This window comes from Streptomyces odontotermitis (assembly GCF_050510915.1).
Taxonomy (GTDB): domain Bacteria; phylum Actinomycetota; class Actinomycetes; order Streptomycetales; family Streptomycetaceae; genus Streptomyces.
Genome location: NZ_JBNJLS010000006.1, coordinates 225,728 through 238,897 on the forward strand (window position 1 = coordinate 225,728; position 13,170 = coordinate 238,897).

Here is a 13,170-nt window from a genome sequence, read left to right on the forward strand (position 1 = left end):
CGCCTCAGCGGCGCGCGTTCGGCCTGCGGTGCGGCGGCTGGTCCGGGGCGGGCAGCGGCTTGAGGTCCGGGATCTCACGGCTGCGGGACGCGTCGGGGGAGAGGACGAGCGACTCCCCGTAATGCTTGATCGTCAGTTCCGGGCCGGACAGCAGCGTGTAGGTGACCGCCGTCGCGCGTATCTCCACGCGCAGACACCGGCCGCGCACCTGCAGGTTGAAGGCGATGCGGCTCAGCCTCTCCGGCAGGCGGGGCGTGAACTCCAGGCTGTCCGCGCAGCGGCGCATGCCGCCGAACCCGGCGACCAGGGCCGTCCACGTCCCGGCCAGGGAGGCGATGTGCAGGCCGTCGCGCGTGTTGTTCTCCAGGTCGTCCAGGTCCATCAGGGCCGACTCCACCAAGTAGTCGTAGGCGAGGCCGAGATGGCCGGTGCGGGCCGCGATGACGGCCTGGCCGCAGGCGGACAGGGAGGAGTCGCGGACGGTGAGCGGCTCGTAGTAGACGAAGTTGCGCTCCTGGTGCTCCTCGTCGAAGTAGTCGGCACACGTGTACATCGCGAGCACCAGGTCCGCCTGCTTGATCACTTGCTTGCGGTAGAGGTCGAAGTAGGGGAAGTGCAGCATCAGCGGGTACTGGTCGGGGCGGGTGGCCGCGAAGTCCCAGCGCTGGTGGCGGGTGAACCCCGCGTGCTGTTCGTGCACTTCGAGATCGGGGTTGTAGGGGATGTGCATGGCCTCCGCGGCGTCCCGCCACGACGCGCTCTCCTCGGCGTCGGCCCCCAGCGCGGCCGCTTCCTTGGGGTGGCGCTCGACAAGATCGGCCGCCGCGAGGAGGTTCGAGCGGGCCATGAGATTCGTGTACGTGTTGTCGTTCACCACCGCGCTGTACTCGTCCGGGCCGGTGACCCCGTCGATGTGGAACGCTCCGTGCGCGTCGTGGTGGCCGAGCGAGCGCCACAACCGGGCCGTCTCCACGAGGAGTTCGAGCGCGGTGTCGCGGGTGAACCGCTCGTCGCCGGTGGCGCAGAGGTAGCGCACCACCGCGTCCGCGATGTCGGCGTTGACGTGGAAGGCGGCGGTGCCGGCCGGCCAGTACGCCGAACACTCCGCACCCTCGATCGTGCGCCAGGGGAACGCCGCGCCCCGCAGCCCCAGTTGGGCGGCCCGCTCGCGCGCGGCGGGCAGGGTCGAGTGGCGCCAGCGCAGCGCCTCGGCGACCGCGTCCGGCGAGGTGTACGTCAACAGGGGCAGGACCAGCGTCTCCGTGTCCCAGAAGGCGTGGCCGCCGTAGCCGGAGCCGGTCAGCCCCTTGGCCCCGATGGCGCGCTGCTCGGCGCGCGCACCGGCCTGCAGGACGTGGAAGAGCGCGAAGCGGACGGCCTGCTGGATCTCCTCGTCGCCGTCCACCTCGACGTCGGCCCGGGACCAGAAGGAATCCAGATAGCCGCGCTGCTCGTCCACGAGGCCCGACCAGCCGGTGTTCGCGGCCGCCGCAAGAGCCGCGTCCACCTGGTCGCTCACGGCGGGCAGGGAGCGCGTACTGGACCAGCCGTAGGCCACGAACTTCTCCAGGCGCAGCCGCTCGCCGGGTTCCAGGACGGAGGTGACGGTGAGGCGGGCGACGTCGGCGTCGGACTCGCTGGCGCAGCGGGTGTGCTCGGGGCCGTCGACGGTGTGGTCCGCGGCCGCGCCGACCCGCAGCCCGCTGCGACGCGTGCCGTGCACCAGGCGCAGCCGCCGTCCCTTCGCGAAGTGCTCCTGTGCGGCGAACGGCGAGGCGAGGACCGACGCGGCGCGCGGATCCCTGGCCGGGGCGGGCAGCTGTTCGTTGGCCACGAGCTCCGACTGGAGCACCACGCGGGCCTGGCTGTCGACGGCCTCCACCTCATAGGCGACCGCGGCCACCGACCGCTGGGTGAACGACACCAGACGCGTCGACCGCACCCGCACGGTGCGGCCCGCCGGGGACGTCCACTCGCAGGTGCGCCGCAGCACGCCCGCGCGCAGGTCCAGGACGCGCTCGTGGGACACGAGGCGCCCGTAGCGCAGATCGAAGGGCTCGTCGTCCACGAGGAGGCGGATGACCTTGCCGTTGGTCACGTTGATGATCGACTGACCGGACTCCGGATACCCGTATCCGGCCTCCGCGTACGGCAGGTCATGCGTCTCATGGACGCCGTTGAGATACGAGCCGGGCAGCCCGTGCGGCTCGCCCTCGTCCAGGTTGCCGCGCCAGCCGACATGGCCGTTGGCCAGGGCGAACACGGACTCGCTCTGCGGCAGCACGTCGAGGTTGAGGGTCTTCTCGCGCAGGCACCAGGGCTCGACGCCGTACGAGGCGTGGGTGATCATGCCGCGCCCCCGAGCTCCGCGAGGTCGGCCACCACTCGGTCCGCCCCGTGGGCCTTGAGGGCGTCCGCCTGGCCGACGCGGTCCACGCCGACGACATAGCCGAAGCGGCCCGCGCGACCGGCGTCCATCCCGGCCAGCGCGTCCTCGAACACCGCGGCCTGCGCGGGCTCGACGCCGAGGTCGCCCGCTGCCGCCAGGAACGTGTCGGGCCGCGGTTTGCCCGGCAGCCGACGCTCGGCCGCCACCACCCCGTCGATGCGCACGTCGAACAGGGGCTCCGCATCGACCGCGCGCAGCACGTCACGGCAGTTCGCACTGGAGGAGACCACCGCCGTGGCAAGACCCGCGGCCCGCACGGCCTCCACATAGCGCAGCGTCCCGTCGTACGCCTCGACGCCGCCGGTGCGGATCTTCTCCAGCACCAGGACGTTCTTGCGGTTGGCCAGGCCCTGGACGGTCGGCAGGTCCGGGGCGTCCTCGGGCCCGCCCTGCGGCAGTTCGATGCCGCGGGCGGCGAGGAAGGAACGCACCCCCTCGGCGCGCGGCAGGCCGTCCACGTACTCGTCGTACTCGACGACCGGATCGAAGGGCCTGAAGTCCGGCCCTTCCCACCCGAGCAGGAACGCGTCGAAGGTCTCCTTCCAGGCGGCGGCGTGCACGACCGCCGTCTTGGTGATGACCCCGTCCAGGTCGAACAGACAGGCCCGGACGGCATCCGGGAGACCGAGTTTCGTCAGGTGCGGGCCGTCGTTCGTCATGGCGGGAGCCTCCCTTTGCGGCACTGGTCGCCGGGCGCGATGTTCACAGGCTCCGACGGAGTACCCGTGATCGGAAGACGGAATCAGCCCGACCCGCACGACGGCCCCGCCCCGCCTGGGTCAGTGCCGCTCCGGATCGAACTCCAGCAGCTGCGTGAGGCGGATGTTGTTGCCCGACGGATCCCGGAACGACGTGTCGATCCCGTACGGCTGCGCGGTCGGCGGGTCGTTGAACTCGACGCCGCGCGCGGACAGTTCGTCGTAGGCGGCCTTGCAGTCGTCGGTCTCCAGGAACAGCGTGCCGCCCGCGCCCTTGGCCACCAGGTCCGACAGCTGCGCGCTGCTCGTGCCGTCCAGCATCGGCTCCCCGGGCACCGGCATCAGCACCAGGGCCGGGCCCTCCCCGCCGGGCGGGCCGACACACACCCACCGGAAGTTCCACTCCTCCATCGTCACGTCCGCCCGCACCTCCCAGCCGAGCTTCGTCGTGTAGAAGGCGAGCGCCTCGTCCTGGTCGTGCACCCAGAACTGCGCGTTGGCGATCTTGATCTTCGTCATGGCTGCCCCTCACTGCTCCTCGCCGCGGTCGGCCGGTCGGCCGGTTGTCCGTGACCGACGCTAGGCAGCCGGATCCGCCGTGTCTTCTCGAAACGTGCGGTTCTGCGGCCGGCCGTAGGCCATGGCCACACAGCGGGGGATGCGCACGTGCCGTGCGGAGGGCGGGTGCGCGTCCCGATACGCCTGCGGGGTCGCCCCGTACATCCGGCGAAAGCTCGTCGTGAAGGAGCCGATGCTCCGCAGCCCGACGGCGACGCCCACCGCGGCCACCGACCAGTCGGTCGCACGCAGCAGGGCGGCGGCGCGCTCCAGACGGCGGGTCAGCAGGTACTGGTGCGGCGACTCCCCGAACGCGGCCTTGAAGCGGCGGCTGAAGTGCGCCGGAGACAGCGCGGCCGCCGCGGCCAGGTCCGCCACGGTGAGCGGCTCGGCGTAGCGGGAGTCCGCGAGGTCCTTGGCGCGGAGCAGATGGCGGGCGATCGGAACGGGGGCCACGGGATCCATTGTGCGGTCGATGCCACAGCTGCCGGGCCCACGGCGGAGGAGCCGGGTTCCTTGCTGAACACCACCGGTCCACCCGCGCCAGGAGCCCGCGCCTCCGGTCAAGACCGAGTGCGGGGAACGCCCGGTTAGCATCGGCCCATGCCCGACGACGCTCCCGCCCCTGCTCCCGTCCCGTCCCGCGTGCCGACGCCGGGCGGCACGCTGATCTGTGAGCTGGATCTGAACGACGCGGTGACCGCGGCCGCCGTCCACGAGGCGGGACGGCGCGCCTATGCGGTCGAGGCCGACATCATCGGCTTCACCGGCATTCCCGCCCTGCGTGAATCGCGCCAGGACATGCAGGCCCGCCCCCTGCGCTGGCTGGGCGCGCTCACCGACGACGGTCGGCCGGCGGCCTTCGTGGCCTGGCAGACCCGGAGCGACACCGACCCGCAGGTCACCTGGATCGAGCGGGTCTGCGTGGATCCCGACTTCTTTCGCCGCGGCCTTGCGACCCGGCTGCTCAACCACCTGCTCACCAACGTGATCGACGGCGGCGAGGTCAGAGTCAGCACCGGCGCCGCCAACCGGCCCGCCACGGCCTTGTACACCGGGCTCGGCTTCCACCGCGCGGCCGACTTCGAACCCGAACCGGGACTCCGCATGGCCGAGTTCGTCCTCCACCTCGCCCCCGACCGCCACGCACACGGCTGAGCTGACAGGACCGGCTGCGCACCGGCCCGCCGTCAATCGCGAGGGACGTCCTGAGCGATCTCGAAGACCGCGCCCGGCGCGGCGTGGGCGACGGGCCCCTCGTACCGGACCGACGCGCGCGCCACGGCCTCCTGCGGCGTGAGGGAACGCCCGACATGGGTGACGATCAACCGGCGCGCCCCCGCCGCACGGGCCGTGGCCCCGGCGTCCTCGGGCGTGTGGTGCACCGGCTCCGCCTCGGCCGGAGCCCGGTCGCTGTCGGCCTCGCACAGCAGCACGTCACATCCCTCGGCGAGCTGCGTGAGGCTCGCGCACGGAGCGGTGTCCCCGGAGTAGACCAGCGACCGGTCCGCGGCCTCGATGCGCACGGCGAAGGCAGGCAGTCCGTGCGCCACCGACCTGCTGGTCAGGGTGAGGGCGCCGATGCGTGCCTGATGGCCGTCGTGCAGCTCGTGGACGGCGAAGGCGGCCTCGACCGGGCTGCGCGTGGCGGTGTTGGTGAGGAAGTGGGCCAGCCGGTCGGCGATGCCCGGTGGCCCGAACAGGGGGACGGGCGCCGGGAGTTGGATGTCGGCGTAGAGCGCCGCGTAGTAGGCGGTGAGCAGATCGGCGCTGTGGTCGGCGTGCAGATGGGAGATCCAGATCGCGTCCACCTCGTCGAGCCGCGCGTGCCGCTGCAGCTGTGCCAGCGTGCCGCTGCCCGCGTCCACCCATACGCGGGTGCCGCCGCCGGACACCAGATAGCCCGAGCACGGGTTGTCGACGCTCGCATACGGCGTCGCGGATCCCAGGACGGTGAGACGGAGAAGAGCGCTGGCCATCGCGGGAGTCTATAGAACGCTTGATCGCAAAGGCCCCTCGTCCCGTCGTCTCGGCATGATCCGTAGCGGAGGGGGCAGGCGCGTCTGACGTGGTGGCGCGTCCGTGACGTCACACCGACCGGGAGTGTGACATGCCAGAAGCACCGTTGCGCCTCACCCCTCGCTGGGCCGAGCACGGCGTCCTGGTGATCGACGCCGACGGGGACTTCGACGCGGCCAGCGCGCCCCTGCTGTGCGAACCGATCCTGCGGATGGCGATGACGGGGCACCGCTGGTTCGTCGTGGACTTCGCGCGCATCGGACGCTTCCACAGCTCCGGTGTGCAGGCCCTGACGGTCGTACGGGAGCGGGTGCACGGCCGGGGCGGCATGCTGGCCCTGAGTGGCGGGCCGGACATCCGTAGTGTCTTGGGGGCCTTGGGCGTTGACCACGTCGGTGTGTTCTACGACACGGTGGCCGAGGCCGAGCGGGCGTGCCGGGCCGACCCGGACGCGGCTGGCCGGCGTTGACCCGGTCGCCGCCTATCGCGTGGGGTTCAGCCGGTCGGCGCGGCGGGAACCGGGTGGCGGGCCGGAACCGTCCGTCGCCGTCTGCAGATCGTCGAGGAGGCGTGTCGTCGCCGCGGTCAGCTCGCCCAGGGCGGCGCTGGGACCGTGCGCGGGGTCGTCGAGGAGGGAGGCGAGGCGGCGGCCGGCCTCCTGTGCCTCGACGAGGGCGCGTTCAGATCGGCTGGGCGGGCCGGGTCGGTGGGGTGCGTCGGGGCGGTCGGGTCGGCCTGGGCGATCGGGAAAGTCATCATCGGCGCGCCCGGACAGCACGTCCTCCGCGGTCGCCTCGCACCACTGCCCCGCCGAGCGCAGCAGCACGGCCAGCGTGGCGAGGGCCCGGCCGGTGGGAGCTGCGAAGCGGGGCGTCTCGCGGGCGGTCTCGGCCAGCGAGCGCAGGATCGTCGCGAGGTGATCGGCCACCCGTTGCCAGGGAACGGCGTCGGCCGGCGGGGGAGCGGTCGGTGAACGGCGCATGCGCCGACCGGGGTTGAGCCGGCGGCTCTCGTGGGCGTGGCGTCGCGCGCGGCGCAGTTCGGACACGGTGGAGCCCAGGCGCAGCGCCCGCCCGTGCCAGTCCTCCGCCTCCGTCTCGTCGTAGCCGTGCTCGATGCCGTCCGCGACGTCGTGCAGCAACGCGGCGCAGTCCGCCCGCACCTGGCCGTGCAGCCGACGGGCACTTGCCGTGTGGACCGGGGGCAGCACCAGCGCGTTCACCAGAACGCCGATCACGGCGCCGAGCAGGGTCTCCGCCAGCCGGTGCAGGATCTGCGGAGGGGTGAACGAGCCGTAGGTCAGGGTGAACAGGGCGGCCGTGGGCCCGTACCAGCCCTGGTCGCCGAACCGGCCGTAGGCGCCGATCAGCACGGTGGCGGGCATCGCGATCGCCATCGCGGCCATCACGTCGTGGGTGAGCGCGGCCGCCGCGGCCGCCACGAGGGTGCCCGCCGCGACGACCAGGAACTGCTGGCCCGCCGAGCGCAGCGACCGGTAGACGGTGTGATGGACCAGGACGACCGCGGTCCAGGGCGCGAGGATCGCCATCGGGGCGTCCCACCACCAGCCGGCCAGCGCCCACGCGATGAGCGCGGCACCGGCGGCCTTCAACGCCTGGACGGTCGTGGTGCGTTCGCTGCCCGTGGACGTCACGGCACGCCGGGCCGAGCGGGCCACGGCACCGGCCTCCGCGGCGAGCATCTTCCATGGCTGCGGGCGTGTCATGGGGACGGCGCGGCGCGGGTCATGGCGGCGGGCTCGACCAGCGGCACAGCAGGCGGAACCCGAGGAACGCGCTGAGGGGCCAGCACAGGGCGAACGCCCAGACCACCTCGGTTCGCGAGGTGATGAGGCCCAGAACCATGAGCGCGACCGACGCCGCGCCCAGCGCCGCGACCACGGCCGGGTGCGACGGCCGCAGGCTCTCCGGCACGGTCGCCCGCACCACGCGGCTCAGCGCCCGCACCACGCGGCTCAGGACGTGCCCCCACGAGGGACGCAACGCCCGCCGCAGTCGACGGTCTTGGCGCAGAGACTCCTCGATGCCCTGAAGGAGCAGACGCTCGTGATCAGACAGACGGACGTCGTCCATCGTCGACCCCCTCCCGGACACGGCGCGTACGCGAGGACGGATACGGCGAACAGGTCATGGCCCGCGAGTGCCCAGAGGTGCGGCGGGGATGCCTCGCCGAAGTGGCTCTACCGCGCTCCGTGTACCTCCCGGCGGTGTGGGCACGCGTCGCGTCTCACCTGCACGCACCTGCACACGCCGAAAGGAGCACATGGTGGAAGGCAAGCGCGTCATCGTCACAGGAGCGACCGGGAACGTCGGCACCAGCGTGGTACGGCAGTTGGCCGACGATCCGCGCGTCGCCTCGATCGTGGGCCTGGCCCGCAGGGTGCCCGACTGGTCACCGCCCAAGACCCACTGGGAGAGCGCCGACCTGGCCGACGAGGGCAGCCTGGCCGAGCTGTTCCGCGGCGCCGACGCCGTGGTGCATCTGGCCTGGCGCTTCCAGCCCGCCCGCGATCCCGCCCTGACCTGGCGCACCAACGTCCTCGGCGGCGTCCGCGTGCTGCACGCCGTCGCGGCGGCCGCCGTCCCGGCCCTCGTGCACTCCTCGTCCGTCGGCGCCTACTCGCCCGGCCCCAAGGACCGCACCGTCGACGAGTCCTGGCCCACCCACGGCTGGCCCGAGGCGGCCTACTGCCGGGAAAAGGCGTACCTGGAGCGGGCGTTGGACGCCTTCGAGCAGGCGCACCGCGAGATCCGTGTGGTGCGGATGAGGCCCGCGTTCCTGTTCAAGGAGGAGTCCGCCAGCGAGCAACGGCGGCTGTTCGGCGGCCGCTTCCTGTCTGGACAGCTCGCCCGCCCGCACCTGCTGCCCCTGCTGCCGGACATCCCCGGCCTGCGGGTGCAGACCCTGCACACAGACGACGCGGCCCGCGCCTTCGTCACCGCCGCGCTCGGGGACGCGCGGGGCCCCTTCAACCTGGCGGCCGAACCGGCCCTGGACGCCCACGTGCTGGGCGAGCTGTTCCACTCCCGCTCGGTTCCCGTGCCGCGCAAGGCCGCCCGATCGGCGCTCGCCGCCGCGTACGGACTGCACCTCGTGCCGACCTCGCCCCAGCTCTTCGACGCAGTGCTGCGCCTGCCGCTGATGGACTGCTCGCGCGCCCGCACCGTGCTGGACTGGCAGCCGCGGCGGACCGCTCTGGAAGCGGTGGAAGAGGTGCTGCACGGCATGCGCGAGGGGTCCGGGGCGCCGACCGCGCCCCTGCACGGGAGCGCGGTGGGCGGCTGAGCGGCCCACGCGATCCCCGGGAGGAGACATGACGCGGTGGCGTCCGGGCACGCGGACACCATGACAACGCCGACGCAGTCGGACGGTTGGAGAGAGCGGGCGCTGGTGGCCCACGCGTGTTCGCGCGAGCTGATCCGGACGGCCCGCGAGCTGGCCGCCGACAACCGGCGGCTGCGCGCGGAAGTGGCCCGCCTCAGGGACCGAAGTGTCGGCGCGGCCGGGCGGTGTCGGGCTCCGGGTGCGGGGCACTCGCAGCGGGCACGGGGACTCGCGCCGCCCGGGCGCGCGCCCCGCGACCACCGGCGGGACGGAGGAGTGGCGATGGGTGGACGGGACAACGTCATAGCCGAACTGGCCCGCGACCACCGTGAGGCGGAGGAGCTGTTCGCCCGGTACGACAAGGCCCTGCACGGCAGCGACGAACGCAGGCGCATCGTGGACGAGTTCACCATCGAGCTGGTGCGCCACTCCGTGGCCGAGGAGGAGCACCTCTACCCGGCCGTGCGCGCGCACGTCCCCGGCGGCGACGCGCTGGCGGACAAGGAGACCGAGGACCACGCCACCGTGGAGAAGATCCTCAAGCGGCTCGAGAAGTTCGAGCCGCAGGCCGACGAGTTCGACGACCTGGTGATCAGGCTCCAGGCGGAGGTCGCCGGGCACGTCCGCGACGAGGAGAACAACCTCTTCCCCCGCCTGGTCGAGGTCTGCGACACCAAGGAGCTGGACGAGCTCGGCGACAAGGTCCGCTCGGCGAAGAAGACGGCCCCCACCCGCCCGCACCCGCAGACCCCCAGCACCCCGCCCGCGAACAAACTCCTCGCGCCGGGCGCCGGGTTGGTGGACCGCGTGCGCGACTACCTGTCCGGCCGCGGGCGCTGAAACACTCCCGCGCCTTGGCATGTGTGGCGCGCCACGGCGGGGATACCCGCTCACGGCACACAGCTCCCAGGCGTCAGAACCGCCTTCCACACGACTGCCGTCAACCATGAGAGGAGCACCGCCATGACCCACACGGCGGAGACCGGCCACGTGACCGGCACCCAGGACAAGAACTACAACTTGATCTGGTACGTGGAGTCGTGCCTCGACAACGCCTTGCGCCTGGAGACCTACATCCAGGACGCGGAGCGCGAGAAGGACACCGAGGTGGCCGACCTGTTCCGCAAGGCCCAGGCAGACAGCCGCAAGGGCGCCGAACTGGGCAAGAAGTTGCTGCGTCCGCGGCTCGACGACTAGCGCGGCCGGCACAGAGGCCGGGGCGGATCGCCCCCTTCACCGCGAGCCTCCGCCCATGGGCGGAGGCTTCAGTCCGCCCACTCCCGCAGCAGCGCCTCCCGCTCGGCCCCGCGCGGCGAGCCGCCCTCCCGGGCACGGCCCCACTGTGACATCGCCGCCAGCGTCGTGGACATCGTCGCGGCGCCCTCGGTCAGGCGGGCGAGCAGGGCACGGGAGAGGTCGACCTCACTCTGCGGGTAGCCGACGGCCGCGGCCACGTAGGCCGACAGCTCGTGGTCGCCGCGGGACGACTCCAGCCGCACCGTCATCAGCGGCGGGGCCTCCTCCGCCAGGGAGTGGCTCATGGGCGCGGCCAGTTCCTTCACGGTGCCGATGGCCAGGTTCGTGACCGCGCCGACCCGCCGCTTCAGGGACTTCACGGGGACGTCCGTCACCGTCAGGGCGTGCACGTCCTCCCACAGGTGGAGGCCGGACTGCTTGTCGCCGAGGGTGAGCACGCCCTCGGGGGTCAGCCGGACCCCGGGAGCCAGACCGGACGGCTTCGCACCCACGTACACGTCGCCCTCGGCGATCCAGAACAGGCCCACCATGGCCATGCGTTGCTCACTTCCCCCGTCGACGGACTGTGGCGGTGATCTTATCCCGGCCGGCTGCGCCGGCTCCCGTGGCCCTGCTCCGTGAACTGGCCTGTGACCTGCACCTTTCAGGAGGCCGTCGCGGCGTCGCGGGCGCTCAGTGCCAGGTCGTTGGTGACGGTGAAGAAGGGGCGTACACGGATCGCCTCGCGCGTGGGGTGCGGCAGCCGGGTCGCCGGGAGGCGGTCGGTTCGTTTGCGGTCGACGACGTCGCCGCCGATGCGGCCGATCCGGACGGGTGCGGCGATCGGCGAAGCCAGCTTCAGACGCAGGTCCCACACGTCGTGCTCGGCGCCGCGCCGGGCCGACACCTCGGTGTGGGGGAGCGTGAACGCGAAGCGCCCCGGGCCGAGTTCGGTGACCGCCACCGAGAAGTCGTGGCGCTCCGCGGTGCGCGAGACGGCGACGACGCGGGCCCGCCCGGACAGCTGGGCGGCGTCCTGGCCGAGCAGGCGCGCCACGACGGCGACGCCCTCGTCGTCGACCGTGACCCGGTCGACCTCGGCGTGCGTGGCGCGCCGCCAGGTGCGCAGGGCGAGGAAGCCGTCGGTGGTGGTGTACGGGATGCAGGCGCGCACCCCGTCGTCGTCGACGTCCGGGCGGTGGCCGACCAGCCGCGACTGTTCGGCCAGGGCCGAGGTCAGGCGGTGGCGGTGGGCCGCGTCGCGCGTGCCCCGGTGGGCGACGTAGCAGTCCCAGCGGCCCTCGGGCAGATCGTGGCCGGCCGGATCGAGGACCACCACCGGGTCGGTGCCCGGCGCCGTGTCGGGCAGCGGGACGCGGATCTCGCGGCCCTTGGGGTCCTTGCGCAGGCGCACCACGAGGTCGAAGGCGTCGCCGTCCGGCAGGCTGCTCGACAGGAGACGGACGGACAGAGTCGCCTCGTCCGAGGAGCGGGTGTGCGCGATCGGGCGCGCGGGGGCCGGGGGCGCCGCAGGGGCTGCTTGAGGGGCGGGGCGGCGCACGGCGCTGCGCAGGCGGCTCAGGAGGGACGGTCGGGCGCCCGCCGAGGACCGGGACGGCAGCTTGGCGCCGCGCGCCGCGTACAGCTCCCGGAACAGATCCACGTAATGGTCGGCGATGGTCCGCGGCTCGTAGGCCATGGCCCGCAGGCGTGCGGCGGCGCCGAGCCGCACGCGCTCGGCGTCGTCGGCCATCAGCCGGGCCAGCGCGGCGGCATACGCCGCGGTGCCGCCGTCGAGCGGGACGAGGAGGCCGTCGGTGCCGTCGGTGATGATCTCGGCGGGACCGTGCGGGCAGTCGGTGGCGACGACCGGGACGCCGCAGTGCATGGCCTCGACGATGGTCATGCCGAAGGACTCGCGGTCGGAGGCGACCGCGGCGATCGCGCCCTTGGACCACTCGGTCTCGATGGGGGAGACCGGGCCCATGAGGAACGCCCGCTCGTACAGGCCGAGTTCGTCGATGCGCCGACGCAGCTTCTTCTCTTCCGGGCCGCGGCCGTGGATGCGCAGCGTCCACTCCGGGTGGTCGTCCGCGACCTCGGCGAACGCGTCGATGAGCCGGTCGTAACGCTTGACGGCGACCAGGCGGCCGGCCGCCACGATCACCTTGGAGCGCAGGGTGGACGCCTCGACGCCGGGCGCCGGGACGGCGTTGGCTATGCACCGCACCGTCGTGGCGGCGTCGGACAGGGCGTCACGGTAGAGCGCGGCGTCGGCCTCGGAGACGGTGACGAACGCGTCGAGGTCGCGTGCGGCGGCGTTCTGGTCGGTGCGCAGCTGCTCGCTGTGCGCGTCGAGGGAGAGGTGCTCCTGGCCGATGAGCAGGCAGTCGGGGCGGCCGTGCCGGGCGAGGTAGCCGTTCAGGATGGGCCGGGTGCCGATCACGACGTCCGCGTCCGTGCGGGCCAGCCACGCGGCGATGCGCTCGTCGTGCAGCGCGGTGTAGTGCAGCCGCCCGAAGTCGACGCCCTTGTCCGGGAACATCGTGTTCGGCCGCCGGGTGAGCTCGTGGCCACCCTCGTAGGAGGCGCTCTCCTCGCGCATGTCGATGAGCGAGGTCAGACGCACCCGCGGGTCGAAGGGGAGCTGCGGCCTGTCGGCCACGCGGTGCACGCTGACCACCTCAACCTCGGTGTCCGGCCGGTCGGCCAGAGCCTGCGAGAGGTTCACCGCGGAACGGATCGTGCCGCCGATCCCGTACGCGTTGTGGATGAGGAACGCGATCTTCACGTGAGCCCTTCGTGCGGGGTGTGCGTCTGTGAGCCTTCGTCCGTTTGTACGTGGCTCGCGCAATTAGTTCACGT

General features: G+C 72.8%; 14 protein-coding genes. 5 read left to right on the forward strand and 9 right to left on the reverse strand.

The features are described 5' to 3' along the window. Positions 1-4: 4 nt before the first annotated feature. The 4 genes from ACQB60_RS19705 to ACQB60_RS19720 all read right to left on the reverse strand — a co-directional run bounded on the left by ACQB60_RS19705 (position 5) and on the right by ACQB60_RS19720 (position 4,170). Positions 5-2,350 (reverse strand): glycoside hydrolase family 65 protein, encoded by a 2,346-nt coding sequence (locus ACQB60_RS19705; RefSeq protein WP_496927318.1) that lies wholly within the window; start codon positions 2,348-2,350, stop codon positions 5-7. Continuing rightward, positions 2,347-3,087: an HAD family hydrolase gene (locus tag ACQB60_RS19710; RefSeq protein ID WP_496927550.1), complete on the reverse strand. Its 741-nt coding sequence runs from the start codon at positions 3,085-3,087 to the stop codon at positions 2,347-2,349. Before ACQB60_RS19710 ends, ACQB60_RS19705 begins: the two co-directional genes overlap by 4 nt. A gap of 141 nt (positions 3,088-3,228) precedes the next feature. Next, complete coding sequence (locus ACQB60_RS19715) at positions 3,229-3,666, reverse strand: VOC family protein (protein WP_496927319.1); 438 nt, start codon at positions 3,664-3,666, stop codon at positions 3,229-3,231. A gap of 60 nt (positions 3,667-3,726) precedes the next feature. After that, a complete protein-coding gene (locus ACQB60_RS19720; protein ID WP_496927320.1) occupies positions 3,727-4,170 on the reverse strand; it encodes a helix-turn-helix transcriptional regulator in 444 nt (147 codons plus the stop codon). Between the two features lie 138 nt (positions 4,171-4,308). Between ACQB60_RS19720 and ACQB60_RS19725 the strand changes: the two genes are divergently transcribed. Further along, positions 4,309-4,863, forward strand: a complete 555-nt coding sequence (locus ACQB60_RS19725; protein WP_496927321.1) for a GNAT family N-acetyltransferase — start codon at positions 4,309-4,311, stop codon at positions 4,861-4,863. Between the two features lie 32 nt (positions 4,864-4,895). On the opposite strand, the gene ACQB60_RS19730 is transcribed toward ACQB60_RS19725, so the two are convergent. After that, on the reverse strand, positions 4,896-5,684 hold the full coding sequence (locus ACQB60_RS19730) for an MBL fold metallo-hydrolase (protein WP_496927322.1): 789 nt from the start codon (positions 5,682-5,684) through the stop codon (positions 4,896-4,898). Between the two features lie 131 nt (positions 5,685-5,815). On the opposite strand from ACQB60_RS19730, the gene ACQB60_RS19735 reads away from it, so the two are divergent. Beyond that, positions 5,816-6,193: an STAS domain-containing protein gene (locus tag ACQB60_RS19735; protein WP_496927323.1), complete on the forward strand. Its 378-nt coding sequence runs from the start codon at positions 5,816-5,818 to the stop codon at positions 6,191-6,193. Positions 6,194-6,205: 12 nt separating this feature from the next. On the opposite strand, the gene ACQB60_RS19740 is transcribed toward ACQB60_RS19735, so the two are convergent. Beyond that, entirely contained in the window at positions 6,206-7,450 is a 1,245-nt protein-coding gene (locus ACQB60_RS19740) for an FUSC family protein (protein WP_496927324.1), read from the reverse strand. A gap of 19 nt (positions 7,451-7,469) precedes the next feature. Continuing rightward, the gene (locus ACQB60_RS19745; RefSeq protein ID WP_496927325.1) at positions 7,470-7,817 is read right to left on the reverse strand and encodes a DUF3040 domain-containing protein; all 348 of its coding nucleotides are present in this window, start codon (positions 7,815-7,817) and stop codon (positions 7,470-7,472) included. Positions 7,818-8,007: 190 nt separating this feature from the next. On the opposite strand from ACQB60_RS19745, the gene ACQB60_RS19750 reads away from it, so the two are divergent. The 3 genes from ACQB60_RS19750 (at position 8,008) to ACQB60_RS19760 (ending at position 10,266) form a co-directional block, all read left to right on the forward strand. Next, positions 8,008-9,030 carry an NAD-dependent epimerase/dehydratase family protein gene (locus tag ACQB60_RS19750; RefSeq protein ID WP_496927326.1) on the forward strand — a complete coding sequence of 341 codons (1,023 nt, stop codon included), beginning with the start codon at positions 8,008-8,010 and terminating at the stop codon, positions 9,028-9,030. A gap of 321 nt (positions 9,031-9,351) precedes the next feature. Further along, positions 9,352-9,909, forward strand: coding sequence for a hemerythrin domain-containing protein (locus ACQB60_RS19755; protein ID WP_496927327.1), 558 nt, complete (start codon positions 9,352-9,354; stop codon positions 9,907-9,909). A 123-nt stretch (positions 9,910-10,032) separates the two neighbouring features. Further along, positions 10,033-10,266 carry a hypothetical protein gene (locus ACQB60_RS19760; RefSeq protein ID WP_496927328.1) on the forward strand — a complete coding sequence of 78 codons (234 nt, stop codon included), beginning with the start codon at positions 10,033-10,035 and terminating at the stop codon, positions 10,264-10,266. A gap of 68 nt (positions 10,267-10,334) precedes the next feature. Here ACQB60_RS19760 and ACQB60_RS19765 read toward each other — a convergent pair whose 3' ends face one another. Beyond that, a complete protein-coding gene (locus ACQB60_RS19765; protein WP_496927329.1) occupies positions 10,335-10,862 on the reverse strand; it encodes a hypothetical protein in 528 nt (175 codons plus the stop codon). A gap of 107 nt (positions 10,863-10,969) precedes the next feature. Beyond that, entirely contained in the window at positions 10,970-13,096 is a 2,127-nt protein-coding gene (locus tag ACQB60_RS19770; protein ID WP_496927330.1) for a glycosyltransferase, read from the reverse strand. Positions 13,097-13,170: the final 74 nt, after the last annotated feature.